At 64.7% G+C, this 25579-nt stretch carries 25 protein-coding genes; 9 read left to right on the top strand and 16 right to left on the bottom strand.

Features of this window, described 5'->3' with window-relative positions:
- Nucleotide 1 precedes the first annotated feature (1 nt).
- Nucleotides 2-1318: a serine hydroxymethyltransferase gene (gene glyA / locus DEM25_RS11725; RefSeq protein ID WP_109766162.1), complete on the bottom strand. Its 1317-nt coding sequence runs from the start codon at nucleotides 1316-1318 to the stop codon at nucleotides 2-4.
- A gap of 169 nt (nucleotides 1319-1487) precedes the next feature.
- Nucleotides 1488-2762: a L,D-transpeptidase family protein gene (locus tag DEM25_RS11720; RefSeq protein WP_109765939.1), complete on the bottom strand. Its 1275-nt coding sequence runs from the start codon at nucleotides 2760-2762 to the stop codon at nucleotides 1488-1490.
- Between the two features lie 124 nt (nucleotides 2763-2886).
- Between DEM25_RS11720 and DEM25_RS11715 the strand changes: the two genes are divergently transcribed.
- On the top strand, nucleotides 2887-3702 hold the full coding sequence (locus DEM25_RS11715) for a DUF1295 domain-containing protein (RefSeq protein ID WP_109765938.1): 816 nt from the start codon (nucleotides 2887-2889) through the stop codon (nucleotides 3700-3702).
- Between the two features lie 73 nt (nucleotides 3703-3775).
- Here the strand turns inward: DEM25_RS11715 and ldtR are convergent, their stop codons facing one another.
- Both ldtR and DEM25_RS11705 read right to left on the bottom strand, forming a co-directional pair.
- Nucleotides 3776-4288 (bottom strand): transcriptional regulator LdtR, encoded by a 513-nt coding sequence (ldtR, locus tag DEM25_RS11710; RefSeq protein WP_109765937.1) that lies wholly within the window; start codon nucleotides 4286-4288, stop codon nucleotides 3776-3778.
- 188 nt (nucleotides 4289-4476) lie between these two features.
- A complete protein-coding gene (locus DEM25_RS11705) occupies nucleotides 4477-4908 on the bottom strand; it encodes a DUF6163 family protein (RefSeq protein WP_109765936.1) in 432 nt (143 codons plus the stop codon).
- A gap of 122 nt (nucleotides 4909-5030) precedes the next feature.
- On the opposite strand from DEM25_RS11705, the gene hemB reads away from it, so the two are divergent.
- The 4 genes from hemB to DEM25_RS11685 all read left to right on the top strand — a co-directional run bounded on the left by hemB (nucleotide 5031) and on the right by DEM25_RS11685 (nucleotide 8349).
- Nucleotides 5031-6047, top strand: coding sequence for a porphobilinogen synthase (hemB, locus tag DEM25_RS11700; RefSeq protein ID WP_109765935.1), 1017 nt, complete (start codon nucleotides 5031-5033; stop codon nucleotides 6045-6047).
- A 46-nt stretch (nucleotides 6048-6093) separates the two neighbouring features.
- Nucleotides 6094-6579, top strand: a complete 486-nt coding sequence (locus tag DEM25_RS11695) for an RDD family protein (RefSeq protein WP_109765934.1) — start codon at nucleotides 6094-6096, stop codon at nucleotides 6577-6579.
- A 91-nt stretch (nucleotides 6580-6670) separates the two neighbouring features.
- Complete coding sequence (locus tag DEM25_RS11690; protein ID WP_109765933.1) at nucleotides 6671-7420, top strand: arginyltransferase; 750 nt, start codon at nucleotides 6671-6673, stop codon at nucleotides 7418-7420.
- Between the two features lie 41 nt (nucleotides 7421-7461).
- Nucleotides 7462-8349, top strand: a complete 888-nt coding sequence (locus tag DEM25_RS11685) for a DMT family transporter (RefSeq protein ID WP_109766161.1) — start codon at nucleotides 7462-7464, stop codon at nucleotides 8347-8349.
- Here DEM25_RS11685 and DEM25_RS11680 read toward each other — a convergent pair.
- Genes DEM25_RS11680 through DEM25_RS11670 form a run of 3 tightly spaced genes read right to left on the bottom strand, consistent with a single transcriptional unit; the run spans nucleotide 8325 to nucleotide 10899 of the window.
- Nucleotides 8325-8822, bottom strand: coding sequence for a flavin reductase family protein (locus tag DEM25_RS11680; RefSeq protein ID WP_109765932.1), 498 nt, complete (start codon nucleotides 8820-8822; stop codon nucleotides 8325-8327). The two genes, DEM25_RS11685 and DEM25_RS11680, sit on opposite strands and share 25 nt — an antisense overlap.
- An 11-nt stretch (nucleotides 8823-8833) precedes the next feature.
- Nucleotides 8834-9742 carry an aldo/keto reductase gene (locus DEM25_RS11675; RefSeq protein WP_109765931.1) on the bottom strand — a complete coding sequence of 303 codons (909 nt, stop codon included), beginning with the start codon at nucleotides 9740-9742 and terminating at the stop codon, nucleotides 8834-8836.
- Nucleotides 9742-10899, bottom strand: a complete 1158-nt coding sequence (locus DEM25_RS11670; RefSeq protein ID WP_109765930.1) for an LLM class flavin-dependent oxidoreductase — start codon at nucleotides 10897-10899, stop codon at nucleotides 9742-9744. The genes DEM25_RS11675 and DEM25_RS11670 overlap by 1 nt, the downstream gene beginning before the upstream one ends.
- 153 nt (nucleotides 10900-11052) lie before the next feature.
- On the opposite strand from DEM25_RS11670, the gene DEM25_RS11665 reads away from it, so the two are divergent.
- Nucleotides 11053-11772: a GntR family transcriptional regulator gene (locus DEM25_RS11665; RefSeq protein WP_245412884.1), complete on the top strand. Its 720-nt coding sequence runs from the start codon at nucleotides 11053-11055 to the stop codon at nucleotides 11770-11772.
- On the opposite strand, the gene DEM25_RS11660 is transcribed toward DEM25_RS11665, so the two are convergent.
- From DEM25_RS11660 to DEM25_RS11650, 3 genes are all read right to left on the bottom strand, one after another.
- The gene (locus DEM25_RS11660; protein ID WP_147393316.1) at nucleotides 11751-12464 is read right to left on the bottom strand and encodes a glutamine amidotransferase-related protein; all 714 of its coding nucleotides are present in this window, start codon (nucleotides 12462-12464) and stop codon (nucleotides 11751-11753) included. The two genes, DEM25_RS11665 and DEM25_RS11660, sit on opposite strands and share 22 nt — an antisense overlap.
- Before the next feature lie 94 nt (nucleotides 12465-12558).
- The gene (locus DEM25_RS11655) at nucleotides 12559-13578 is read right to left on the bottom strand and encodes a glycoside hydrolase family 25 protein (protein WP_109766160.1); all 1020 of its coding nucleotides are present in this window, start codon (nucleotides 13576-13578) and stop codon (nucleotides 12559-12561) included.
- Between the two features lie 136 nt (nucleotides 13579-13714).
- Nucleotides 13715-17221, bottom strand: a complete 3507-nt coding sequence (locus DEM25_RS11650; RefSeq protein WP_109766159.1) for a PAS domain-containing hybrid sensor histidine kinase/response regulator — start codon at nucleotides 17219-17221, stop codon at nucleotides 13715-13717.
- A gap of 180 nt (nucleotides 17222-17401) precedes the next feature.
- On the opposite strand from DEM25_RS11650, the gene mscL reads away from it, so the two are divergent.
- Nucleotides 17402-17818: a large conductance mechanosensitive channel protein MscL gene (gene mscL, locus DEM25_RS11645; protein WP_109766158.1), complete on the top strand. Its 417-nt coding sequence runs from the start codon at nucleotides 17402-17404 to the stop codon at nucleotides 17816-17818.
- A gap of 92 nt (nucleotides 17819-17910) precedes the next feature.
- The gene (parC, locus tag DEM25_RS11640) at nucleotides 17911-20184 is read left to right on the top strand and encodes a DNA topoisomerase IV subunit A (RefSeq protein ID WP_109765927.1); all 2274 of its coding nucleotides are present in this window, start codon (nucleotides 17911-17913) and stop codon (nucleotides 20182-20184) included.
- A gap of 24 nt (nucleotides 20185-20208) precedes the next feature.
- On the opposite strand, the gene DEM25_RS11635 is transcribed toward parC, so the two are convergent.
- The 5 genes from DEM25_RS11635 to DEM25_RS11615 all read right to left on the bottom strand — a co-directional run bounded on the left by DEM25_RS11635 (nucleotide 20209) and on the right by DEM25_RS11615 (nucleotide 23717).
- Complete coding sequence (locus DEM25_RS11635; protein ID WP_109765926.1) at nucleotides 20209-20892, bottom strand: response regulator transcription factor; 684 nt, start codon at nucleotides 20890-20892, stop codon at nucleotides 20209-20211.
- Nucleotides 20893-21004: 112 nt separating this feature from the next.
- Nucleotides 21005-21313, bottom strand: a complete 309-nt coding sequence (locus DEM25_RS11630; RefSeq protein WP_109765925.1) for a hypothetical protein — start codon at nucleotides 21311-21313, stop codon at nucleotides 21005-21007.
- Nucleotides 21314-21546: 233 nt separating this feature from the next.
- Nucleotides 21547-22113 carry a lytic transglycosylase domain-containing protein gene (locus DEM25_RS11625; protein ID WP_109765924.1) on the bottom strand — a complete coding sequence of 189 codons (567 nt, stop codon included), beginning with the start codon at nucleotides 22111-22113 and terminating at the stop codon, nucleotides 21547-21549.
- A gap of 117 nt (nucleotides 22114-22230) precedes the next feature.
- A complete protein-coding gene (locus DEM25_RS11620) occupies nucleotides 22231-23010 on the bottom strand; it encodes a peptidoglycan recognition protein family protein (protein ID WP_109765923.1) in 780 nt (259 codons plus the stop codon).
- The gene (locus DEM25_RS11615) at nucleotides 23007-23717 is read right to left on the bottom strand and encodes a J domain-containing protein (protein WP_109765922.1); all 711 of its coding nucleotides are present in this window, start codon (nucleotides 23715-23717) and stop codon (nucleotides 23007-23009) included. The genes DEM25_RS11620 and DEM25_RS11615 overlap by 4 nt, the downstream gene beginning before the upstream one ends.
- A 104-nt stretch (nucleotides 23718-23821) precedes the next feature.
- On the opposite strand from DEM25_RS11615, the gene DEM25_RS11610 reads away from it, so the two are divergent.
- Nucleotides 23822-24706, top strand: coding sequence for a DMT family transporter (locus DEM25_RS11610; protein ID WP_109765921.1), 885 nt, complete (start codon nucleotides 23822-23824; stop codon nucleotides 24704-24706).
- Here DEM25_RS11610 and DEM25_RS11605 read toward each other — a convergent pair.
- Nucleotides 24703-25536, bottom strand: coding sequence for an META domain-containing protein (locus DEM25_RS11605; protein ID WP_109765920.1), 834 nt, complete (start codon nucleotides 25534-25536; stop codon nucleotides 24703-24705). The genes DEM25_RS11610 and DEM25_RS11605 overlap by 4 nt on opposite strands.
- Nucleotides 25537-25579: the final 43 nt, after the last annotated feature.

The raw sequence follows: 25579 nt of genomic DNA, 5'->3' as shown, positions 1-25579 counted from the left end.
CTCAGTTCAGATGCGGGTAGATCGGAAAGCGCGCCGTCAGGGCGAGCACGTCTTCCTTGACGGCGCTCTCGATGCCGGAATTGTCGCCGTCTTCGCCGGCCTGCGCCAGGCCATCGACGATCCGCACGATCATCTGGCCGACCTGGCGGAATTCGGCCGGTCCGAAGCCGCGCGTGGTCGCCGCCGGCGTGCCGAGGCGAATGCCCGAGGTGATGGTCGGCTTTTGGGGATCGTTCGGAACACCGTTTTTGTTGCAGGTGATGAACGCCCGGCCGAGAGCGGCCTCTGCCGCCTTGCCGGTGACGCCCTTGGGCCGCAGGTCGACCAGCATCAAATGGGTGTCGGTGCCGCCGGAGACGATCTGCATGCCGCCCTCGATCACCGTCTGGGCCAAGACCTTGGCGTTTTCGGCCACCGCACTCATATAGCCCTGGAAATCGGGTTGCAGCGCCTCGCCGAAGGCCACGGCTTTTGCGGCGATCACGTGCATGAGCGGGCCGCCCTGAAGGCCGGGGAAGACGGCGGAATTGATCTTCTTGGCGATCGCCTCGTCATTGGTCAGCACCATGCCGCCGCGCGGGCCGCGCAACGTCTTGTGCGTCGTCGTCGTCGCCACATGGGCATGCGGGAAGGGGCTGGGATGGATGCCCGCCGCGACCAGTCCCGCAAAATGGGCCATGTCGACCCAAAGATGCGCGCCGACCGAATCTGCGATTTCCCGGAACCGTGCGAAATCGATGATCCGCGAATAGGCCGAACCGCCGGCAATGATCAGGCGCGGCTTGTGCTCTTCGGCCAGTTTCGCCACCTGGTCATAATCGATCAGGCCGGTTTCCAGATCGAGGCCGTACTGGATCGCGTTGAACCATTTGCCCGACATGTTGGGCCGAGCGCCATGGGTCAGGTGACCGCCGGCATCAAGGCTCATGCCGAGGATCGTGTCGCCCGGCGCTGCCAGCGCGAGCATGACGGACTGGTTGGCCTGGCTGCCGGAATTGGGCTGGACGTTGGCAAAGCCGCAGCCGAACAGTTCGGTCGCCCGCTCGATCGCCAGGTTTTCGGCGATATCGACATACTGACAGCCGCCATAGTAGCGGCGGCCCGGATAGCCCTCGGCATATTTGTTGGTCATCACCGAGCCCTGCGCTTCCAGCACGGCGCGGCTGACGATGTTTTCCGAGGCGATCAGTTCGATCTCCTGCTGCTGGCGGCGCAGTTCCTTGCCGATCGCATCGGCGATCCCGGCATCGCGGGCCGTCAGATCCTGGCTGAAAAAGGCATCGGCAAAGGCGGTGGCGGCGGCGCTGTCCTGCGACATGGGCGTGTCCTCGGCGTGGGTTTGGCTCCGAAAGCGGCGCAATACCATGGCGCCCCGCCCCTGTCATGTCCCGCACGGACATCGGCTGCCGTCATGTGAACAATTGCCGCGCCAATGAAAAAGGGGCCCGCGGGCCCCTCGATCGGTTTCGTGCTTCGGCTGCGCGCCGTCAGAGTGCGGTGGACGACAATTGCAGCGCGTCCACACCGTCGCGATTGTAGATGTCGTCGCGGAAATGGACGAGCCGGTCTTCGGACGCCCATGCCGAAATGTAGACGAAATAGACCGGCACCTGAACCTCGATCGGGATTTCGGTGTTCACACCCGATTCGACCACCTGTTCAAGCTGGCGGCGATCCCAGCCCGGCGTCGATTCCAGGAGCCACAGGGTCAGTTCCTGAATGTTGTGCACGCGCACGCAACCCGAGGATTCAAACCGCATGAACTTGCCGAACAGGCTCTGCTGCGGCGTGTCGTGCATGTAGACGGCATGCGGATTGTGGAAATTGATCTTGGTCGAAGACATCGCGTTGATGAGGCCGGGATCCTGGCGGAAGCGCAGTTCCACGGCCTCTTCGGTCGACCAGTTGACCGCTTCCGGCGGCACCTCGTTGCCCTGACCGTCGAACAGGCGGATCTTGTTGCGTGTCAGATAGGTGGGGTCCTGACGCATCAGCGGAATGATATCCTTGCGGATGATCGACTTGGGTGCGGTCCAATAGGGATTGAGGATGACCTCATGGATACGCGAGGACAGGATCGGCGTCTGCCGGTCGGTCTTGCCGACGATCGCCTTGTGGCGCAGTGCGACACGGTCGTTTTCGACCGCTTCGATCGAGGCCGCCGGAATGTTCACCATGACGTAGCGGTCGCCCAGATAGCCGGACATGGAACGCAGGCGCACCAGATTGGTCTCGAGCTGGCCGAGCCTGACCGGGGCGCTCACATTGAGCGCGGCGAGCGTGTAATTGCCGACAACGCCGTCGGCGGTCATGCCATGGCGGGCCTGGAAGCGCTTGAGCGCGCCGTCAAGGAATGTATCGAACGTGGCGCTGTCGCCCGCATTGCGCGGCAGATCGCCGGACACGATCAGGCGCCGGCGCAGTTCGCGCACCGAATTGTCCTGAACGCCGACCTTCAGAGCTTTGGTCGCGTTGACGCGGGGCCAGCCGCCGGCGGCGACGATGCGCTGGTAGTCGCCGATCGCCCCTTCGACGTGGAATGCGGTTTCCTGGCTGAGGATCGGAACGCGCGTGTTGGCCACCCGGCTGACGCGTGTACCAGCCGCATCGAACTGGTCGTCCCAGTTGCCGCGTTCGGAAGACTGCAAAATCTCCATGATCGAGGACTGGGCGGCCGCAGCGCCCGCCGTTGCCGCCAATGCGCCAGCGGCGCCGGATGCGCGCAAAAATCCGCGCCTCGTCGTCGATTTAAATCCGTTCATGCCCAACCCGCGTAATTGTCTCTGTCGCCTCAAGGGTTCGCCTCGCGCCAGAGTTTTAGCCCCGCCCGCTTAACAAACAGGAAACCATGTAGGTCGGTTCCCTACAGTCTGAAAGGTCCATTCGATGGATGCCTCCCTGACCATAACGCTTGCAATAAGCTGTTTGGCTTTCACAGGAATATGGCTGATTAATGTCATGACCGAGGATGCCGGGGTCATCGACTATTACTGGGGACCGGGATTTTCCGTCATCGCGCTGGTGCATGCCGCCATGCACGGCGTCTCGACGTCCTATCAGTGGATCATTCTGGCTGCGGTCGTCATCTGGTCGGCGCGGCTGGCCGGTCACCTCGTCCACCGCCACCACGGCGCGGTACGCGAGGACGGCCGGTATCGCGCGATGCGCGAAAGCGGCGGGCCGACCTGGTGGTGGGCCAGCCTGTTCAAGGTGTTCCTGCTGCAGGCGGTGCTGTTGTGGCTGATTGCCGCGCCGCTGCATGTGGCGTTTCGCGCCGATGGCGCCGAAACAGTGTCCGCGGGGCTGTTCTGGGCCGGCATGGCGGTGTTCGCGCTGGGGTTCGCCATCGAATGGATCGCCGATATCCAACTGGCGAACGGCAAGAGGGCGCTTGGCTCGACGGCACCGGAAACCGGCATCGTGCGGAATGGACTCTGGGGTATCAGCCGCCACCCCAACTATGTCGGCGAGATCATCCTGTGGTGGGGTCTCGGCATCGCCGCGTTCGCCGTGTCGGGCAGTCTCATTGCCCTTACCGGCCCGGCGATCCTGACGGCGGTGATGGCCGGCGTGTCCATGCCCCTGACCGAGCAGCACATGCTGCGCAGCCGACCGGGCTATGCGGCCTACATGGAACGGGTGCCGGCACTGATCGGCCGGCCGCGGCGCGCGCGCGGAAGGCAGAAACTGCCTGCCGAGTGATTTCGTTTCACAAGACGGCAAAGGCCGGGCACGAAACCCGGCCTTTTTTCTTGCGCCCCGACAGTCTTGCGCCTCAAAGGCGGTAGAGGATCGTGTCGTTCCAGAAGCGGTCGAGGCGTTGCATGGCCCGGTTCATGCGGTTGAACTCGTCAGCATCGATGCCGCCCACCGCTTCGATCGAGACGATGTGACGTTCGTAAAGATCAGCGACCGCGTCGGCTACTTCGCGCCCCTTCTCGGTCAGCGAGATACGCACCGAGCGCTTGTCGGCCTTGGATTTCTTGTGGTGGATGAACCCGTCCTGCGCCAGCTTCTTGACGTTGTAGGACACGTTCGAGCCCAGATAGTAGCCGCGGGACCGCAGTTCGCCGGCCGTCAGTTCGCTGTCGCCAATGTTGAACAGCAAAATGGCCTGAACGGCGTTGATGTCGTCGCGGCCCGAACGGTCGAACTCGTCCTTGACGACATCCTGAAGACGCCGGTGCAGCCTTTCCACAAGCTGCAGCGTCTCGTGATAAAGACGCCTGAGGGAATCGGCGTCCGATTCCACGCGCGGTTGGCCCACAATATTGGACTGGTTGATCATGACTGCCTCACAGGTTTGGTCGGCGATGTTTCCCGCCTTTGATGTGGGCAACCTACGCAATGCCGCTAAAATGCTCATTAATTTGGAGCGTTAACGCAGTGTTGCGGCGGCGCAAAACGGCTTTGTCCTTAACGGAGAGTCAAGTCGTGCGCTTGCTTTGGAGCGTTTCGGGACCGGGCCTGAACCCGTCAATGGGCGGCCAGACGCGCCGCCCGCCGTTCGATCAGCGTGGCTCCGGCCATCAGGATCAGAACGACAAGGCCGATCATGTTGATGCTGGCGATACCCGCCCGCTCGGAAAAGATGTCTGAAAGGAACATGTAGGCGCCGATCTCGGCGGTCGCCGCCAGAACCCACAACACCACACCCCAGCGCGTGGTCAGCCAAAGACCCAGCGCGGCGGCCGGCATCAGGACCGCCAGCGTCGTGAATACGATGCGTACGGGCAGCGCCAGGAGATCGAAACGCCAGGCGCCGTCCCCGGCGATCCCCGTCAGCCCGGCCCAGTAGACCAGGCCGGAGATCAGGGCGTAGAGCGCCAAAATGCGCAGGAAAAAGCCGAAGACGCGCTCGACCGCGCCCTTGCGCGGCTGCTGCAATCCCGTCTCGGCAATGACCATGGAGCGCCACCCGTTCGGCCCGACATCTGACGGACAATTGCCTAACGTAATGGTTTGCGAAAGGCAAAGCGGGTTGTAAACCGCGAACACGCCAGACGTCCAAACGGGGGAGTTGAACAGCGATGAGCGGAACCGGGCCCAAACGCAGCGTTGACGAGATCACCGGCGGCCGGCGCCTGCGCCGGATGCGCAAGGCCGACTGGGCGCGCCGGCTCGTTCGCGAGACCCGCCTTGGCGTCGACGATCTGATCTGGCCGATCTTCATCATGGAAGGCGAGGATACGGCCGAGGCCATCGGCGCCATGCCCGGTGTCGAACGGCTGACACTTGACCGTGCTGTCGCCGCCGCCGAAGAGGCGCACAAGCTGGGCATTCCGGCCATCGCGACCTTTGCCAACATCCCCATGGACCGCAAGGACCAGACCGGAAGCCACGCGCTGGATGCCGACAACATCATCAACCGCGTGACGGCGGCCATCAAGCAGGCGGTGCCCGGCATCGGCATCATCACCGATCCGGCGCTCGATCCGTTCACCGACCACGGCCATGACGGCGTGCTGCGCGACGGCATCATCGTCAATGACGAGACCGTCGACATCATCGCCCGTGCGGCCGTCAAGCAGGCGGACGCCGGCGCCGATATCATCGCGCCCTCGGACATGATGGACGGACGGATCGGCGCGATCCGCGACGCGCTGGATGCGGCCGGGCACCAGGATGTGGCGATCATGTCCTATACGGCCAAGTTCGCCTCGGCCTGCTACGGCCCCTATCGCGAGGCGATCGGCACCGGCGGACTGCTGAAGGGCGACAAGAAGACCTATTATGTGGATCCGGCCAATACGGACGAGGCACTGCGCGAAGCCGAGCAGGATCTTGTCGAGGGCGCCGACATGCTGATGGTCAAGCCCGCCCTGCCCTATCTGGACGTGTGCTGGCGGATCAAGACAGAGCTGCGTGCGCCCGTCTATGCCTACCAGGTTTCGGGCGAATACGCGATGATCGAGGCGGCCGCCGCCAATGGCTGGATCGACGGCGAACGGGTGATGATGGAAAAGCTCGCCGCCTTCAAGCGGGCCGGCTGCGACGGCATCCTGACCTATTTCGCGCCGCGGGTCGCCCGCATCTTGAACCGATGAAGGGCCATCGCTTGAAGCGGGCGATGCGCACCGCCATGTTAAGACCATGACACAGACGGACACGATCATTTCAACGGCTCCGGCCGGTTTCGACGATTGGCGGCTTTTCGAGGGCGTCCGGACGCGGCGTGTTCTGGCGTTCGCGGTCGATTATGCGCTGGTCATTCTGCTTGTGGCGCTCGCTGTGCCCGTGGTCGGACTTCTCGGCGTCGTCACGTTCGGCATCGCCTGGCTGCTCTATGCGGTCCTCGCCCCGCTGGTCGCCCTTTCCTACATCGCATGGACGGTCGGCGGTCCCGAACAGGCCACGCTCGGCATGCGTATGGCCGGCATCCGGCTGGTGCGCTATGACGGCCAGCCGATCGACTGGATGACGGCGATCGTCCACGCGGTGCTGTTCTGGGCAGCCAATGTGATTCTGACGCCCTTTATCGTGCTGGTGGCCCTGTTCACCCGCCACAAGCGGCTGCTGCACGATCTGGCGCTCGGCACGACCGTGGTGCGCACGGAACGATTTCTGGCCGTTGCGTAGCGGCGGTTTTTTGGTAGCTTGAGCGGACGCGCCGCCGCGCCTCCGCGATCCGGCGCAACCGACGCGTTTTCGACAGCGGCTGTTGCGGGTGATGACGAAACACAGCGCCAAAGCGCCCCAGTTCTTTTTGACGTCGCCGGCGCCGTGCCCCTATCTGGACGGGCAGTTCGAGCGCAAGGTTTTCACCCATCTGGTGGGTGAAAAGGCCTCCGAAATGAACGATCTTCTGACGCTGGGCGGCTTCCGCCGCAGCCAGAACATCGCCTATCGTCCGGCCTGCGAAACGTGCCGCGCCTGCATCTCAGTGCGCATTCTGGCCGACGAGTTCCGGCCGACCCGCTCGATGCAGCGCATCAACCGGCGCAATCGCGATCTGATCGGCACCGAATACACCGCCGAACCATCCAGCGAGCAATATTCGCTGTTCCGCCGTTATCTCGACGCGCGCCATTCGGGCGGCGGCATGAGCGACATGACCGTGCTCGACTATGCGATGATGGTCGAGGACACGCATGTCAAATCGCGCGTCATCGAATATCGCAGGCGCGGCGCGGACAGTTTCGTCACCGGACAGGGCGAAGGGCCGCTGGTCGGCGTTGCCCTGTCGGACATGATGAGCGACGGCTATTCGATGGTCTATTCGTTCTTCGACCCGGACGAGGACCACCGGTCGCTCGGCACATGGATGATCCTCGACCATATCGAGCGGGCCCGAAAGCAGGGACTCGCCCATGTCTATCTGGGCTATTGGGTCGCCGGATCGCGGAAGATGGAATACAAGACGCGCTTTCTGCCCCAGGAGCACCTGACCGGCAATGGCTGGGAACGCCATGAGGGCTGACGCGGCTTGACACCTTGGCGGGCTGCCGCGCAACTGGCCCGATGACCCGGCACGCCAAAGGATTGCTGCTGACCGCCATCGGCGGCGTCGCGCTGAGCTTCGACATTCCGATGATCAAGCTGGGCGGGGGCGACGCCTGGTCGGCGATGGCGGTGCGCGCGGGCAGTGCCTTCATCGCCGCGCTCCTGATCAAGCAGATCGCCCAATGGCTGACCGGCCGCACGATCACGCTGCTGCCGGGCCGTATAGGCGTGGTCATCGCGGCGCTCTACGGGCTGACCGTCGTCGCCTTCGTGATCGCGGTCAAGAACACGAGCGCGGCCAATGTCGCCTTCATCATCGCGTTCACGCCGGCGTTCACCGCAATGACGGCGTGGACGTTCCTGGGCGAACGGCCGTCGCGCGCGACGCTTCTGACGATCGCGGTCATGGTCCTGGCGGTGGGCATCATCGTCTCGGACGGTTTGCAGGCCGGCAGCCTTTTCGGCGATGCGTGCGCGATGGCCGCCGCGCTGCTCATCGCCGCCGTGATCACGCTGTCGCGCGCCGCCAAGGCCGATGTCGGCTTTGCGCCGATGATCGGCGGCATCGTGCCGACGGTCCTGGGACTGGCGGTGCTCGGCTCGCTCGGCGAGCCGGTGCGCGTCGACAATGCGGCCTGGCATGTCTTCAACGGCATGGTGCTGCTGCCGATCGCCTATTGGTGCCTGGCGACGGGGCCGAGATACATCTCCGCGCCCGAGGTGAGCATGTTCTATCTGCTCGAAACCGTGCTGGCGCCGGTCTGGGTCTGGCTGATCTTCTCCGAAGCGCCGCGCCCGGCCGTGCTGATCGGCGGCGCCCTTCTGATCGGAGCGCTGGGCGCGCATGCGCTGTGGCAATTGCGGGTCCATGGACGGCGGGTTCAGCCGTCGGCGAAGTCACCGTGAACATAAAGCAGCGGCGCGTCCGGCGCGGCTGCAAATGACAGCACCCGGCCGACCAGAACATCGTGATCGCCGGCGCTCAATACGTGTTCGATTGCGCAGTCGAACCAGGCAATGGCATCGGCAATGCGCGGCCGGCCGCTCGGCAGCCTTTCCGAGCCGACACCATCGAACCGTTCCTGCGGCAGCCCGCGGGTGAAGCGCTCGGCAAGGTCGCGCTGCCCGGCGCCGAGCACCGAGATCGTGTAGCCGCCGCTCTCCAGGAACGCCGCGCGGCTGGCGCTCTGCTTCCTGATCGACCAGAGCACCATCGCCGGATCGAGCGAGACCGTGTTGAACGAGTTGCACGTCATGCCGTGGTCGGCGCCTTCGTGGTGGGTCGCGGCGATGGTGACGCCAGTGGCGAAACAGCCCATCGCCCGCTTGAGCTCGGCCGTCTCGAGCGCGGTCAGGTTGAGGTGGGCATCGGCGTTCATCGGCTTTCCTCTCAAGGGACTTCCTTGCCCTGGGCCAGGGTCCACAGCTCGAACCAGGTTTCGCGATCGAGCGTGACCTTGAGCGCATCGGCAATGTTGGCGATGCGCTTGAGCGAATTCGTGCCCACGACCGGCATGATCCGCGCGGGATGCGCCATCAGCCAGGCCAGCGCCACGGCCTCGGCCGCAACGCCGAAATCGGCGCCGATTGCGGTCAGCCGCGGCATGGTGCGCTTGCCCACCTCGCTGCCGGGCATGAACAATGCGCCGCCGCCCAGAGGCGACCAGGCCATCAGCGGCATTCCATCCATCTGTGCCTTGGCGACCTGCCCGTCGGTGAAAGCGGACGGGTTCAGCAGACTGATCTCGATCTGGTTGGTCAGAAGCGGGTGCTTCATGGCCGATTGCAGCAGGTCGATGTCCCACGGCATGAAGTTCGAAACACCGACGCCGCGCACCTTGCCCTCGTCCACCAGCGCATCGAGCGCGGCGCCCGTCTCGTGATGGTCCATCAGCGGGTCGGGCCGGTGTATCAGCAACATGTCGATGACATCGACGCCGATCCTGGCAAGGGAATTGTCGACCGAATCGCGGATGTGGGCGGCGGAGGTGTCATAGTGCTTGACCCGGCGGCGCGGAAACTTGCCCGGCGACATCAGCATGATGTCGCATTTGGTGACGATCTGCATCTTTTGCTTGAGCGAAGTGTGGCCATGCAGGGCGCGCCCGAAGATGGCCTCACATTCATAGTCGCCGTAGATGTCGGCATGATCGAAGGTGGTGATGCCCTGATCGAGACACGCCTCGACCTTTTCGACGACATGGCTCAGCGACTGGTCATGATCGCCGGCCAATCTCCAGACACCGTAGATGAGCCGGCTCATTGGCGGCACGCCATGGCCGAATTCGATGGTCTCCATCAGCGTCTTTCTCCAACCCCCAGCGGCGTGGCGGGTGTTTGCTCGGGCACGCGCCCGTAAACATGGGGCAGCGAGCAGGTTTGCAAGTGCGGCAAGACCTTCTGCCCGAAATTGACGCACTCATCCAGATGCGGATAGCCGGAAAAGATGAAGGCGCGGATGCCCATCTTGCGGTAGCGCTCTATCTTCTCCATCACCTGGTCGGCCGAACCGACAAGCGCTGCGCCGCAGCCCGACCGGGCACGTCCGATCCCGGTCCACAGATGCGGCTCGACGAAGCCGAACTCATCGGCATTGTCGCGATTGGCGGCCTGCAGCGACACGCCGTAGGTCTTGGCATCCAGCGCGCGCCCCCGAATCTCGTCGCCCTTGCCGTCATCGAGGCGCGAGACGAGTTCGTCGGCATAATCGCGTGCTTCGGCCTCCGTGTCGCGCACGATCACATGCACGCGCAGGCCGTAATCGAGCACCCTGCCATGGGCCTCGGCGCGCGCATGGACGGTCTTCATGCGCTCGGCGAGCAGTTCCTCGGGCTCGGGCCACATCAGATAGACATCGCAATGGTGGCCGCACAATTCGACCGCATCGGGCGAATAGCCGCCGAAATACAAAAGCGGGCCGCCATTTTGCTGGTAGGGACGCACCGGATCGGTGTTCAGACCCTTGAGCCGGTAGATCTCGCCCTCATAGTCGATCTCGTCGCGGGTCCAGGCCTGCCGCAGGATTTCGACGACTTCGGTGGAGCGGCGATAGCGCAGTTCGCTCGATGCCTCCTCGCCCGGCTGGTTGGACGAGATGACATTCAGCGTCAGCCGGCCCTTCATGACATGGTCGACGGTCGCCACCGCGCGCGCCAGCATCGCCGGATGCACCTCGCCGCAGCGGATCGCCGCCAGCATGTTGATGTTCTCTGTCAGCGGCGCCATCGCCGAGACGAAGCTCCACGTGTCCTGGCCGACCTGATAGGACGACGGACACAAGATGTTGCGGTAGCCGAGCGTGTCGGCGGTGCGGACGATTTCGCTGGTGTGTTCGAACGACGATCGCAGATCGCCGTCCGGTACGCCCAGAAAACGATAATCATCGGAACAGATCGGCGCGAACCAGGCGACTTCCGCCGCATCCAGATCGGCGCTCTTTACCGGCACGACGGTCATTGACGATTGCTCCCGACTGACAGTTTCGGCCGCATGAGCGGCACATCTCAAAGACAGCTAACATCCGCGCCTATATGTATCAATAGTGAATGAATTGAAGCGGTGACAGCGCTTTTTCAACAGCCTATGGTCGCCGCCAGGGGGGACGCTCAAGTGGCGGAAAAACCGGTCCGGGGCGGCGCGCTACCGCTCTACATCCAGATTTCCGAACTGCTGACCCGCGAGATCGCCGCCGGCATCTGGCCCGACGGGACCCGGCTGCCCACGGAGATCGAACTTGCGGGTAGCCTGGGCGTGGCGGTGGGCACGTTGCGCAAGGCGCTGGCGGAACTCGAAGCCCGCGGACTTCTGGAGCGCCGGCAGGGTTCGGGGACCTATGTGCGGGCCAAGGCCAAAACCGGCGCGATCTACGAATTCTTCCATCTGGAACTGAAGGACGGCGCCGGCCTGCCAACCGCGCGCATCCTATCGCTCGATAAAGTGCCGCATCCGGATTTCGCGCCGCGGCTCGGCGATGGCACGTCCGCCGACGCCTGGCGCGTCCGCCGGCTGCGTTTTCTCGGCGAGACACCGGCGGCGCTGGAGGAGATCTGGTTCGATGCGCGCCATGCGGCGAACCTCGATGTCGAGTCAATCAACGAGTCGATGCATCTGTTCTACCGGCAGAACCTGGGTTTCTGGATCGCCCGCGTCGAAGACCGGGTGTCCGTTGCCTCCTGCCCGGACTTCGCGCCGCCGGACAGTCCGTTCCGGCAAGGTGCGCAGCTCGGCCATGTCGAGCGCATTTCATGGGGCAATGCCGGCACGATCGAGGAGTATTCACGCAACTGGTTCGACCCGGACACGGTGGCCTATGTGGCCAGGTGGGTTTGAAACCACCGGTCCAGAAAATCGAAGTACCAAGCCTTGAGCACCGCATCGTGGCGGGCGAACCCGTCATCCTGTTCACTCTTGGACTGCGTTCCCGACCGGCCGATGAGGCCGGCGAACTCGGTTTGCCATTGATCGAGGATCGTCCGCGTCACTTCGGGGTGGAACTGGAACCCGATCGTCGTGTCGCCGGTGCGAAACGCTTGGTTCGGTGTCAGCGCCGGGTTGCCATGGGAAAGCATCGTCGCGCCGGGCGGCACGGTCCAACCCTGCTGATTGCCGCTGAGCGCCATCAGCGGCCCGTCAAAGATGTCGCGGCCCGCCGACGTCACGTCCAGCGGGTAGAAGCCCATCGCCATGCGCCCCTCGGGGTTGAAATCGACCGATGCGCCCAGAACATGGGCGATCAGTTGCGAGCCCAGGCAAACGCCGACCAACGGCACCGACTTTGCCATCGCCTGCTCGATCAGGGCGCATTCCGCCGAAAGGTACGGATAGACAGCGAGGTCAGTGACCATTTGCGGGCCGCCCATGATCATCACGCCGGCCTCGTCGCCGGTCAGAACCGGCAGCGTCTCGCCACGCCATGGCTCGACCACGCGCACATCGTGACCGTGGGCGATCAGGTGCCGCCGCCCCGCATCAGGCTCCGCCACGGCCCAGTGCTCGATCACATAGAGAGGTCTTGCAGGCAAGCGAACAGTTCCATCATTGGCTGAACGCTGCGTTGCAGCCAAGCGGCGCTTTCGTCAACGGGATTCGGTTGACGGCCACCTCATCGCCGATGCCTCAACGGGACAGGTTCTGTGCCAGCCAGCTGTGCCAGCCCTCTTCGGTGCCGTTGAAGACGTTCAGATCGATCTGCGTTTCGACGCCGCGGCGCGCCGTGCCGGTTCCCGAATATTGCCAGAAGGCAAAGCCCCGGTTCGGATAACGTTCGCGGGGATGGGCGGCGACCGAGCGCAGCCAGAACGCATGGTCCTTGAACTGGCCGCGCAGATTGTCCTCGTAGAAGTCGGGCGTCGTGTAGATGATCGGCTTCTGCCCGTAATGGGCTTCGATGCGTTCGGAGAAGACCCGCATCTTGGCGAGCACGGTCGAGCGCGGGGGCTTGCGCGGACAGGAGCGCTTGTTGCCGTACCATTCCACATCGAGAACCGGCGGCAGCGCACCGGGCTGTTTGGGCACATGGCGGATGAACCAGTCGGCCTGTTCGGCCGCCGAGCGGCACCAGAAAAAGAAATGGTAGGCGCCGGTCGGAATGCCGGCGGCGCGGGCCGCGTCCCAGTTGCGGCGGAACAGCCGGTCGACATGCTTGCCGCCCTCCGTCGCCTTGATGAAGGCGAAGTTGGCGCCCTGGGTGCGCAGGGCCGGCCAGTCGATCTCCTGCTGCCAGTGCGAGACATCGACGCCATGAACAGCGAATTTGTCGGGCGAGGCGCGGCCGAAATTGACCGGCTTGGCATCGCCGAACCGGGGCGCATATATGCGGCGCCGGTTTTCCGGACGTGCGGCGGGTCCGGCCGGGTTTTCGGGACGCGCAAGCGCCACGTCGACCGGTGCAGGCGTCACGCGCGCTTCATCAGCCGCCTCGAAGGCCGGTTCGGAGACCGCAACCGCCGACGGTGCCAAGGCGGTGGCGGACGGGACCGTTGCGCCAGGGACCGGCGCGCGCGGCGTGATCGAACTCGTCACTTCGCCCGAGGGGCCGGCAAGCTCCAGCGCATCGACGCCCGAGGAGGCCGAACAGCCGGACAGGACCAGAGCGGACAGCACACAAAGACCAGCCGCGACGACAAGACCACGCATGAATGAACACCGGGGTTCGAGGAAAACGACAGCGCGCGCGGCGCGCCGGCCCGCGACGTTAACGGTCAATTACTGCGAAAGAGAAAATTGGATTGGTTAACGGCAGGGGCGCCGCCGAAACTTCCGTCGCGACGCCTTATTCGGCGGCGATGCGCGGCATCGGCACCTGGGTCAGCATGGCGCGCAGCGCGGCCGGCTTGAGCGGCTTGTTGAGCAGGTGGACATTGGCGGCCGACGCCTGTTCGCGCAGTTCGCCGGACCGGTCGGCGGTGATCAGGACGGCGGTGATCGCATCGCCATAGCGCGCGCGCATGTCGGCGATCACCTCCATGCCGGTGCCGTCATCGAGATGATAGTCGGCGATGATGACATGCGGGTCGGCGCCATGATCGTTCAGGGCTCTGGCCAGCATGTCGCGGCGCGGTGCGGCGATCACCGTCGCGCCCCAGCCCGTCAGCAGCACGCTCATGCCCGACAGGATGGTTTCCTCATTGTCGATGCAGGCGATCGTCAGGCCGGTCAACAGCGCGCGACGGGCCTGCGCCGGCGCGGGTTTCGCCGTTACCGCAGGCGCGGCGGCATCGACGACCGGGACCGGGACCTTGAAGGCCGTGCCCGCGCCAGGGATCGATTCCAGCGTCACCTCGAGGCTCAACACGCGCGAGATACGGTCGACGATCGACAGGCCGAGCCCCAGCCCGCTGGCGATGCGCGCACCGTCCGACAGGCGCTGGAACTCCTCGAACACCCGCGTCGCCTTGTCTGGCGCAATGCCGATGCCGGTGTCGTAGACACAGATGACCGCGTCATGGCTGCGCCGGCGCACGCCGATCAGGACGCGGCCCTCATGGGTGTATTTGATCGCGTTGGAGACCAGGTTCTGCAACAGCCGGCGCAGCAGGTTGCGATCGGTCTCGATGATGGCGCCGGTGCGCACCACCGTCAGCTCCAGCCCCTTTTCCTTGGCCATCAGCGCGAAGTCCGACTGCACCTGCTGGAGCAGGTCGGCGACCGGGAACCGCGTCGGATTGGGCGTCAGCGCGCCCGCATCAAGCCGCGAAATGTCGAGAACCGCGCCGATAATGTGCTCGACCGATTCCAGCGCCGTGTCGATCTTGTGGGCGATCTCGCGGTTGGTGCTGTCGCCCTGCCCGCCCATCCGTTCGACCAGCGACGAGGTGTAGAGCCGGGCCGCGTTCAGCGGCTGGGAGATGTCGTGTCCGGCGGCGGCAAGGAACCGCGTCTTGCCGATATTGGCTTCTTCGGCGCTCCGCTGGGCGACTGCCAGTTCCTCGTTGACGCGGGTCAGTTCGGCGGTGCGCGCCCGCACCCGCATTTCCAGGCTTTCCTTGGTGCGTTTGAGCGCCTCGTCCGCCTCCACCCGGCCGGTGATGTCGGTATAGGTGATCACCAGCCCGCCATCGGGCATCGGGTTGGAGCGGATTTCGAGAATGCGGCCGCTGCGCGCCAGCGCCAGCTGCCAGGCCCTGCGGAACCGGGTGACGTTCTCGACCACCTCGCGTTCGGTCTCGGCATCGATCTGACCGGCCTCGACCAGCATGCCGGTGATCGACTTGAGCGGCATGCCGAAATTGCCCATTTCGGGCGGCAGTCCGAGCAGCCTGCGGAACTGGCCGTTCCAGTTGGTCAGCCGGTACTCGTTGTTGAACACCGATATGCCCTGATCCATCTGGTCCAGCGCCTTGTGCAGAAGGTCGCGGTTCTGCTGGAGCGCTTCGGACGCATCATCGAGAAGCCGCACGGTCTCGCGCGACGACGCGCCGTCCTTTTCGAACAGCAGCGACAGGACGAGCCGTGCCGACGAGGAGCCGATGGCGCTCGCCAGCACCTGCTCGGCATAGCGGACGACCGATATGTCGGTCGTGTCCGATCCGACCAGCTTTCGCCCCTCGCGCAGTTCGAACGCCTCGAAGGCGCGCTCCATGCGCGCGGTGCTGACATAGCGGGCGATCGACTCCTTCAGTTCGTCGATCGTCGTCGTCGTACGGAACCGCTTGAGCCCGATCGACTGCTGCGCCTCGCGTGGCACGAAGGTGACCGCCTGGATGCGTTCGAGCGGCGTCGGCGTGCGCGACAGCGAGCCGCCGACCAGAAGCGCGATGTTCACCGCCAGCGACCAGAACACGCCATGCACGAGCGGTTCGAACTGGACGCCGAACAATTGGCTCGGCCGAAGCATGGCGATGCCGAACAGGCCTTCGCGCACGATCGCCGCGTCGGCCCCGGCAAGATTGGGCACCAGCAGCGTGTAGGCCCAGACCAGAAAACCGCCGAGCATGCCCAGGAACGCGCCGCGCGCATTTGCGCCCCGCCAGATCAGGCCGATCAGGAAGGCCGGCGCGAACTGGGCGATGGCGGCGAAAGACAAAAGGCCGATCGAGGCGAGTTGGGCGGTGTGGTCGGTCTGCCGGTAATAGGCGAAGGCGGCCAGGATGATCAGCGCCATGGCGATGCGGCGGATGTTCAGGATGATGCGCGACCAGTCGCCCGCCGCCGTGCGCGCGGCCGCGTTGAAGCGCCACAACAGGGCCGGCAGCACAAGATCGTTGGAGACCATGATGGCCAGCGCGACCGAGGCAACGATCACCATGGCCGTGGCCGCCGAAAGCCCGCCGATAAAGGTGATCAGCGCCAGCCAGTCCTGATCGGCGGCGAGCGGAAGCGCCAGAAGATACATGTCGGCGGGCACGTCGGGCTCCAGATTGATCAGACCCGAAACGGCAATCGGCATGACCAGCAGGTTGATGGCGATCAGATAGGCAGGGAACAGCCAGAGGGCACGGCGAAGCTCGACATCGGACCGGTGTTCGACGACCGTCACGTGGAACTGGCGCGGCAGCATGAGGATCGCGCAGGCGCTCAAAAGCGTCATCACCAGCCATGTTTCGCCGGATGTGCCGTTCGAGAGGGAACGCGCGACGGCAGCATTGTCGCCAAACGCCTCGCGCACCGGGCCGAACCCGCCGAACAGGAAGAACAGGATCACCAGCCCGACGCCGACAAAGACAAGCAGCTTGACGATCGATTCAACGGCAATCGCCGTGATCAGCCCGTCCTGGTGCTCGGTGGCATCGGCATGGCGCGTGCCGAACAGGATGGAAAAAGCCAGCAGCGAGATGGCGACCACCAGCGAGACGTCGATCGGCAGGGTCGACGGCGCGCCGATCGAGCCGTCATAATGGCTGACCATCAGCGTGACCGCGTCGCTGACCGCCTTCAGTTGCAGAGCGATGTAGGGGACCGTGCCGATCACCGCGATGCAGGCGGCGAGCGCTGCCACATGCATCGATTTGCCGTAGCGCGCGCCCAGAAAGTCGGCGATCGAGGTAATCCGCTCGGATTTGGACAGATGGACGACCCGCCGGACCAGCCGGTAGCCCAGCGTGAACACGAGGATCGGTCCCAGGTAGATGGCGAAGAACTCAAAGCCGTTGTTTGCGGCGAGGCCGATGGATCCGAAAAACGTCCAGGACGTGCAGTAGACGGCGAGGCTGAACCCGTAGATGAGCGGCCGCGGGCTGCCGACCGGGAGCGCGCGCGCGCGGCGGTCGCCATAGGCGGCAACGGCAAACAAAGTGGCCAGATATCCGAACGCCGCAAGCGCGACCAGCCAGCCCGGCATGCGATACTCCCCGCTTGCGGCATTCAAGCAGAGCCGACCCGGCTTGTCTAACAGGCGGCCGCAACGGTCGGACGATAATGCGTTTCACAATCGGACGCCATGGTGTATGGACCCGCCGGCGCGGGACGGCACTGGTCCGCCGACGCGCACGTTCGAGCAGACCAAAAAAAGGGGGCGCACATGCTCAAGGAATTTCAGGAGTTCATTGCCAAGGGCAATGTCATGGATCTCGCCGTCGGCGTGATCATCGGTGCCGCGTTCGGCGCAATCGTCACGTCGCTGACCGGCGACGTCATCATGCCGATCGTCGGCGCGATTTTCGGCGGGCTGGATTTCTCCAACTACTTCGTCGCGCTCGCGCCGGAAGTAACAGCCACATCGCTGGAGGCCGCCAAGGAACAGGGCGCCGTGCTCGCCTATGGCGCCTTCATCACGGCGGTGATCAATTTCGTCATCCTGGCCTTCATCATCTTCCTGATGGTGCGCGCCGTGAACAAGATGAAACGCTCGCAGGAAGAAGAAGCCGAAGCGGCACCGCCCGCGCCGGCCGAGGACGTCGTCCTGCTGACCGAGATTCGCGACCTTCTCAAGAAGTGACCGGAACGGCATCGTTTGCTGAAAGCCCTGCCCTGCGCGGGGCTTTTTCATGTCGGCTTGCCGCGAATCGCCCGAGCCGGTAGGCAAAATCCATGTCAAAACCCGTCCAGCCGCCCGGCGGCGATGAACCCGGCCGCGAAATCGAGCCCGTCGATCTGAAGTCGGCGCTCGAGGAGCGTTATCTCGCCTATGCGCTGTCGACGATCATGCACCGGGCCCTGCCCGATGCGCGCGACGGCATGAAGCCGGTCCACCGGCGCATCCTCTACGTGATGCGGCTTTTGAAGCTCGATCCGCAGAGCGCCTATCGCAAGTGCGCCAAGATCGTCGGCGATGTGATGGGCAACTTCCATCCGCATGGCGACCAGGCCATCTATGACGCGCTGGTGCGGCTCGCCCAGGACTTCTCGGTGCGCTACCCGCTGGTCGACGGCCAAGGCAATTTCGGCAATATCGACGGGGACAACGCCGCCGCCTACCGCTACACCGAAGCGCGGATGACGGAGGTCGGCACGCTGCTGCTGGACGGTATCACCGAGGACTCCGTCGATTTCCGTCCCAACTACAATGAGGAAGACGAGGAACCGGTCGTCCTGCCGGGCGCGTTCCCGAACCTTCTGGCCAACGGCTCGTCGGGCATCGCGGTCGGCATGGCGACGGCCATTCCGCCGCACAATGCCGCCGAACTGTGCGAGGCGGCGCTGCACCTGATCAAGTTCCCCAACGCGACGATCGAAAAGCTGGTCGAGTTCGTGCCGGGGCCCGACCTTCCGACCGGCGGCATCATCGTCGAGCCGCGCGACCAGATCCTGGAAGCCTACAGGACCGGGCGCGGGGGCTTTCGGGTGCGCGCACGCTGGCACAAGGAGGAGACCGGGCGCGGCGGCTACCGCATCATCGTCACCGAGATCCCCTACCAGGTCCAGAAGTCGAAGCTGATCGAGAAGATCGCCGAACTGCTGATCGCCCGGAAGGTGCCGCTGCTCGACGATGTGCGCGACGAGAGCGCCGAAGACGTGCGCATCGTGCTCGAACCGAAATCGCGCGCGGTCGATCCGGACCTTTTGATGGAATCGCTGTTCAAGCTGACCGATCTGGAAAGCCGTCAGCCGCTGAATATGAACGTCCTGTCGGGCGGCATCGTGCCCAAGGTGATGAACTTGCGCGACGTGCTGCGCGAATGGCTCGATCACCGGCGCGATGTGCTCATCCGTCGCTCCAGGCACAGGCTGGCCAACATCGAAAAGCGGCTGGAAGTGCTGTCGGGTTTCCTCATCGCCTATCTGAACCTTGACGAGGTGATCCGCATTGTCCGCTTCGAGGACGAGCCGAAGAAGGAACTGATCAAGACGTTCGAGCTGACCGAGGTACAGGCGGACGCGATCCTCAATCTGCGCCTGCGGGCCCTCAACAAGCTCGAGGAGGTCGAGATCCGCAAGGAGTTCGACCAGTTGACCGAGGAAAAGGACCAGATCGAGCGGCTGCTCGCGTCCGAGGACGCCCAGTGGAAGACCGTCGGCTGGGAGATCGGCAAAGTGCGCGACAGGTTCGGCAAGGACACCGAACTGGGGGCGCGCCGGACGGACTTCAGCGAGGCGCAGGAGATCGATCTGCAAGCGGTCCAGCAGGCGATGATCGAAAAGGAACCGGTCACCGTCGTCGTCTCGGACAAGGGCTGGCTGCGGGCGATGAAAGGTCACCTTTCCGACTATGACGGGCTGACCTTCAAGGAAGGCGACCAGCTCAGAACCGCCTTTCCCGCGCACACGACCGACAAGCTGCTGGTCTTCACGACGACCGGCAAGTTCTACACGATCGGCGTCGACAAATTGCCCGGCGGTCGCGGCCATGGCGAACCGATCCGGCTGATGGTCGACATGGACAATGATGCGGACATCGTGACCGCTTTCGTGCACAGGCCGGGGCGCAAATTGCTGGTCGCCTCATCGGCGGGCAACGGTTTCATCGTCGGCGAGAGCGAGGTTTCGGCCAACACCCGCAAGGGCAAGCAGGTCATGAACGTCAAGATGCCGGACGAGGCGGTGCTGTGTCGCTTCGTCGAGGCCGGCGACGGCGCAACGCCGGACCATGTGGCCGTCGTCGGCGAAAACCGCAAGCTTCTGGTCTTCCCGCTCGACCAGGTGCCCGAGATGGGCCGCGGCAAGGGTGTCCGCCTGCAGCGCTACAAGGATGGCGGCATAAAGGACGCCAAGGTGTTCGCCATCGAAGACGGCCTGACCTGGCAGGACAGTTCCGGCCGCACCTTCACGCGGACAAAGGAAGAGCTGTCCGAGTGGATGGGCGTGCGCGCCGGCGCCGGGCGCATGGTGCCCAAGGGCTTTCCGCGCACGGGCACGTTCGGCTGAACCATGCCTTCCCGCTGAAGCCGGTCAGGCCGGTGCGGCACCGCCTTCGTCGCCGCGCAGCATGTCGCTGCCGATCTTCGACAGGCGGATCACGGCCTGCGTGCGGCTGTCGACATTGAGCTTTTGCAGAACCGCGGACACATGCGCCTTGATGGTCGCTTCGGAGACGCCGAGCTCATAGGCGATCTGCTTGTTGAGCAGTCCCTCGGCCAGCATGCCGAGCACGCGCGCCTGTTGCGGCGTAAGCGTTCGGATGCGGCCGATCAGGTCCTCGACCTCGGGATCGTGTTCGCTGCCAAGGTCGATGCCTTCCGGCATCGCGACCCCGCCGTCGATAACGGTCTGGACGCTGGACCGGATGGCCTCTGTGGTGGCCGATTTGGAGATGAAGCCCGAGGCGCCAAGATCGAGCGCGCGGCGTACGGTAGAGGGATCGTCACTCGCCGACACGACAACGACCGGCACTGCCGGATAAGAAGCGCGCACCGCGACCAGAGCCGAGAGCCCGCTGGCGCCGGGCATCGTCAGGTCGAGCAGCAGAAGATCGAGATCGGTCTCCCGGTCCAGGACGGCGATTGCCTCGTTGAAATCACCCGCCTCGATCATCTCGGTGGTTGCCGGGCCGCCATTGATATGGCCCATCAGCGCCGATTTGATCGCATCTCGGAACAATGGATGGTCGTCCGCTATGCAAATTTTCGTTGTCATTACCGCCCTCCCCGAACGACTGCCGCGTTCGTCCAAGGGTCCATGTTCTGACTCGCGCGACAAACGCCGCGTCAATTAGACGTATGGACGGTGCCGCCGTCAAGTCGGCCCGTCAGGGCGCGCGGACGAGCCGGCGGTACAGTTCGGGGAGCCGGACCACGAACCAGATGACGGCCCACACATTGCCCAGAAACGGCAGGGGAACGATCCACAGCACCGCGCGGAAACCCCGCTCGAAGCCGGCGATCACGACCGCCGTCAGGACGAAACCGAGATAGAGATCGGCGAGCGTGACCAGCCCCCATGGATCGGCGGCGATCGCATCGAACGACGCCCAGAAATCGGCGGCGAAAGACGCCCAGACGATCAGTCCGAAAAAGCCGATGCCGAGCCCGGCAATCATCACCCGCAACACACCCATGATCGATCTCCCGATGGCCCGGGCCGCCGGCGGCGCACCCTTCTTGGGATAGCTAGGCGGCGGCCCGCCAAATCAATGGAGCCGCCGGCTGTGCGGATCGAATTTGCCGATCGTTCGCCGGCCAAGACATGCGCCGCGCAAGCAAAGATCAAGAGACATCAAAGAGTTAGCGTCCGCTTACGCTGCGGTACCGGCGCCTGGGCGGCTGCTGCGCGGCGAGCGTCGAAATCCCTTTAATTGTCCAGCAGGCGGGCCACCTTGTTGCAATAGCGCTGGGAGACCGGATTCATCCGCCGCGCCGCATGGCCGGCATTGTAGCGCAGGATCGTGCCGCAGGTGGAGCCGCCGGCCAGGTCGTGCGCGCCGCCAAGATATTTCATGCCGTAGCGGATGTTGGTTTCGGGATCATAGAGCCCCTTGGCCGAACCGGTGTAGCCGAGCATGCGCGCCGTGCCGAGGCGGATTTGCATCAGGCCGATCTCGCCGGCCGCGCCGCGCGCGTTCGGTCGGTAGCTGCTTTCCGAATAGACCACCGCATGGGCCAGATCGACGGGCACGTCGTTGGCCGCCGCATGCGTGGCGATCAGCGCGGCGAAGGGGCGATCGTCAGCCACGGCCGCGGTGACCGGATTGTCTGCGCGCAGCGCCAGCGTGGTCGTCCCGGGCGTCTCGATCGAGGCTGTGCCGGCGGCGCCTTCATCGCCGCTCCCAGATCCGTCGAGCACCGTCGTTGTCTCGCAGCCCGAAACGAGGGCGAGCGTCACCATCAGGCCAAAAAGGCCCACGATCTTTGCATTCATGGAAAAAATCCCGTCTATTTCTGTTTGACGGGCGACAGACTTGGCGAATGCGGCACTTGTGCGCCGCAGCAATTCAATCTGCGCGACAGGCGGTAACAATCCGCGCGCCGATGTCCGTCAAGAGAATGACGGATAGAGTCGCAAGAGGCGGTTCAGCGTCTCGATGGTCGACATGTCGGCAATGCCATCGACCTGTGCCGGGCGGTGCCGGCGCTGGAACGCCTCGACCTGGATGCGTGTCGCCTCGCCGAAGACGCCGTCGGCGTTTGCATCAAAGCCGTAGAGCGCCAGCATGGACTGCAGCGCCGCGACAGGCTCACCCGTGTCTCCGGGAGCCAGAAAGCGGCCGCCGCCGACCGGTACCGGCTCGACATGGAGTGCAACGCCGCGCTCGGCCAAGCCATTCCAGGGAAACCGTTCGCCAGGATCGCGCTTGCGGCCCGGCGCCACATCGGAATGGGCGACCACCACATCCCTGCCCATGCCATGGCGTGCCATGATATCTTGGGTCAGCGCGATCACCGCTGCGATCTGAACGCCGGGAAAATCGGGCAGGCCGAAATCGTGGCCGCCATTGACGATCTCGATGCCGACCGATGCCGAATTGACATCGGTGGTGCCCTTCCAGAACGAGCGGCCGGCGTGCCAGGCGCGATCCTGCTCGCGGACCATCTGCACGATGCGGCCATCCTCATGCACGAGGTAGTGGCTGGACACCTCGCTTTCGGGCGCGCACAGCCAGTTCTCCGCCGCCTCGCCGGTTGCCATGCCGGTATAGTGCAGGACGATCAGCGAGGGCCCCGCACGGCCCCGGCGCTCGCCGAAACTGGGCGACGGGCGTACGATGGCACCGGGATGGTCAGGCGCAAACGTCGTCGGCTCCGCGTCCCCGCTCATGCCCGCTTCAACTCCGGTTCGACGACATCCCAGGCCGCATTGATCGCCGCGACGCGCTCATGGGCGATGGCGTGGAACTCGGCCGGCACACCGCGCGCGGCCATCGTGTCGGGATGATTGTCGCGGACCAGTTCGCGATAGCGTTGCCGCGCCTCGTCGAACGGCGTGCCGGGCGCGATGCCCAGAACCCGCCAGGGGTCTGCGTCGCCCGCATCGACATGGCGGGCGCGGATGCGGTCGAACTCGGCGTCGGAAATCGCAAAGATGGCCGCCACGTCGGCAAGGAACTCGAGCTCTTTTTGGTGGATGACGCCATCGGCCTTGGCGATGTGGAACAGGCCGTCGAGAATGTCGCGCAACATCGGGCAATCGGGCTGGCCCGATCCGCACAGGCCGGCCAGTTGGGCGGCATAGCTCTGGTAGCCCGCAACATCCTGCTTGGCGAGATTGTAGAGGCTGGCGACGCGCTTTGCCTCCTCGTCGGGGATCTCGAAGATCTCCCGGAATGCGTCGACCTCCGAGGTGGTGACGACACCGTCGGCCTTGGCCATCTTGGCCGACAGCGCGATCATCGCGACCGAGAACGCAACGCGGGCGCGGGTTTCCGGATCGCCCTCGAAGACGGTGCGCACCTGCTCCACCAGCGCGCCGAGCGCCTGGCCCGCCGTGCCGGAGACGAAGTCGGAGATGCGCACCCAGATCGACATGCCGCCTGATAGTCCAATGGCCGCGCAAATGTAAGGGCGTTGCGCCCCTTCCGGTGTCGTGACACAAGGCCGGCTGGTCTTTGCCCAGGCGGTTTGTCACAGCGATGAGTCAGGACAGAAACGTGCCGCTTGGCTTTGCGCTCGGTCTGGTGGGCATTGTCATCTTCGGCGCGACACTTCCGGCCACCGTCTTTGCGCTCGAAGTCTATGGCCCGCTGTTCATCGCCTCGGCGCGGGCGGTGGTCGCAGGCGTCCTTTCCCTCATCGTTCTGCTTTCCCACGGACGTACGCGGCTCTTCCGGCCGAGTTGGCGCCTGCTCCTGGCCGGCGCGATGGTCACGTTCGGCTTCCCCGCCTTTTCATCGCTCGGCATGGTCAGCGTACCGGCCAGCGATGGCGGCGTGGTTCTGGGCATCCTGCCGCTTGCAACTGCCATGTTCGCAGCGCTCCTGACGGCCGAACGGCCCGGCGCCGTGTTCTGGGCGTGGGCCGTTGCGGGTTCGGTCCTTGTCGTCTGGTTCGTCGTCGGCCAGGACGGCGGCGCCGTGCGCGACTTTTCCAATCCGGGCTATCTGTGGCTGTTGGCGTCTGCGGTCTCCGCCGCGCTCGGCTATGTGATCATGGCGGAGCTGACCAGGACAATGCCGGGCTGGGAGGTGATCTGCCGCGTGCTGATCGCCTGCCTGCCGTTCAATCTGGCGATCTCCTGGTTCCTGTGGGAGCCCGAATACGCCTTCATCGAACCGGTGCCGGCGCTGGCGCTTGGCTATCACGCCGTCTTTTCGATGTTTCTGGGATTTTTCGCCTGGAATGCGGGGCTTGCCCTTGGCGGGATCGCGCGCGTCGGTCAGATCCAGCTCATGCAGATCTTCGTGACCATCGGCCTGTCAGTCTGGCTTCTGGGCGAGACCGTGACGCTGCGCACGCTCATCTTCGCATGCGCGGTTGCGGCGACCGTGTGGTTCGGCCGCCGCGCGCGTATCGGTTAGTTCTGCGCCGCGCGGCTGAGCGCGATGAGCTGACTGCCCGAGGCGTCGTTCAGCGTCAACGTGTCGCCCTCGACCGAATAAGCGCTCGCCGAGCCCAGCGCCGCAAGGAACGCAGTCTCCGCCGTCATGATCTCGGCCTCGCATGCTTTCCTGGTCGATGCCAGCGGGCCGACCGTCAGGGCGCCGTCCTCGCCGGTCTCATAGCTGCCGGTGAAGGTGTTGCAGCCGCCATTGCCGGAGACGGTGCCGGCATCGAAGGCGACGAACGCCGTGTCGCTGTCGGGCGATACCCAGCGCGTGCCGGCGAGCGGACCGGCCAGACCGGCCGCCGCCAGAGCATTTTGTGCGGTGTCCGCAATGCCTTCCAGCGCTTCGCCAGCCCCTTCGGCGGCATTTTCGAGCATTTGGCCCGCGCCTTCGGCTGTCTCGTTTGCTGCGTCGGCGAGATTGCCGGCGGCGTCGCGGAGCGCGTCACCGGCTTCGCCGGCCATGGCGCCCGCATCTTCGGCTGCCTGCTGCACCGCTTCGCCGGCATCGTCGGCCATTTGCGCGGCCGTGTCGGCGGCATCTTCAGCGGCCTGCGTGGCGTCGTCCGCCAGCCGCGATGCCGTTTCGCTTGCGGATTGGGCCACCTCGGACGCCGCATCTGCAGCATTCTGCGCGGTTTCCGCAACGGCTTCACCCGTTGCTTCTGCTGCTTCCCGGGTTTCGTTGGCCGCCTGCTCGACGGCGGTTTCGGCGGACGCGCGAGCCGCTTCCTCGTCTTCGCCGCAGGCGGCAAGCGCCAGAAGCGCCAGCACGCTGACCGATGAAATGAGTGCCTTCTTCATGGGATGTCATCCTCTTTTGGACCAGTCATCCGGCAGCAACGCG

Source organism: Oceaniradius stylonematis (assembly GCF_003149475.2).
GTDB classification, from domain to species: domain Bacteria; phylum Pseudomonadota; class Alphaproteobacteria; order Rhizobiales; family Rhizobiaceae; genus Roseitalea; species Roseitalea stylonematis.
Note: the sequence above shows the minus strand (reverse complement) of the source record. Positions and strands in the feature narration are given on the sequence as shown.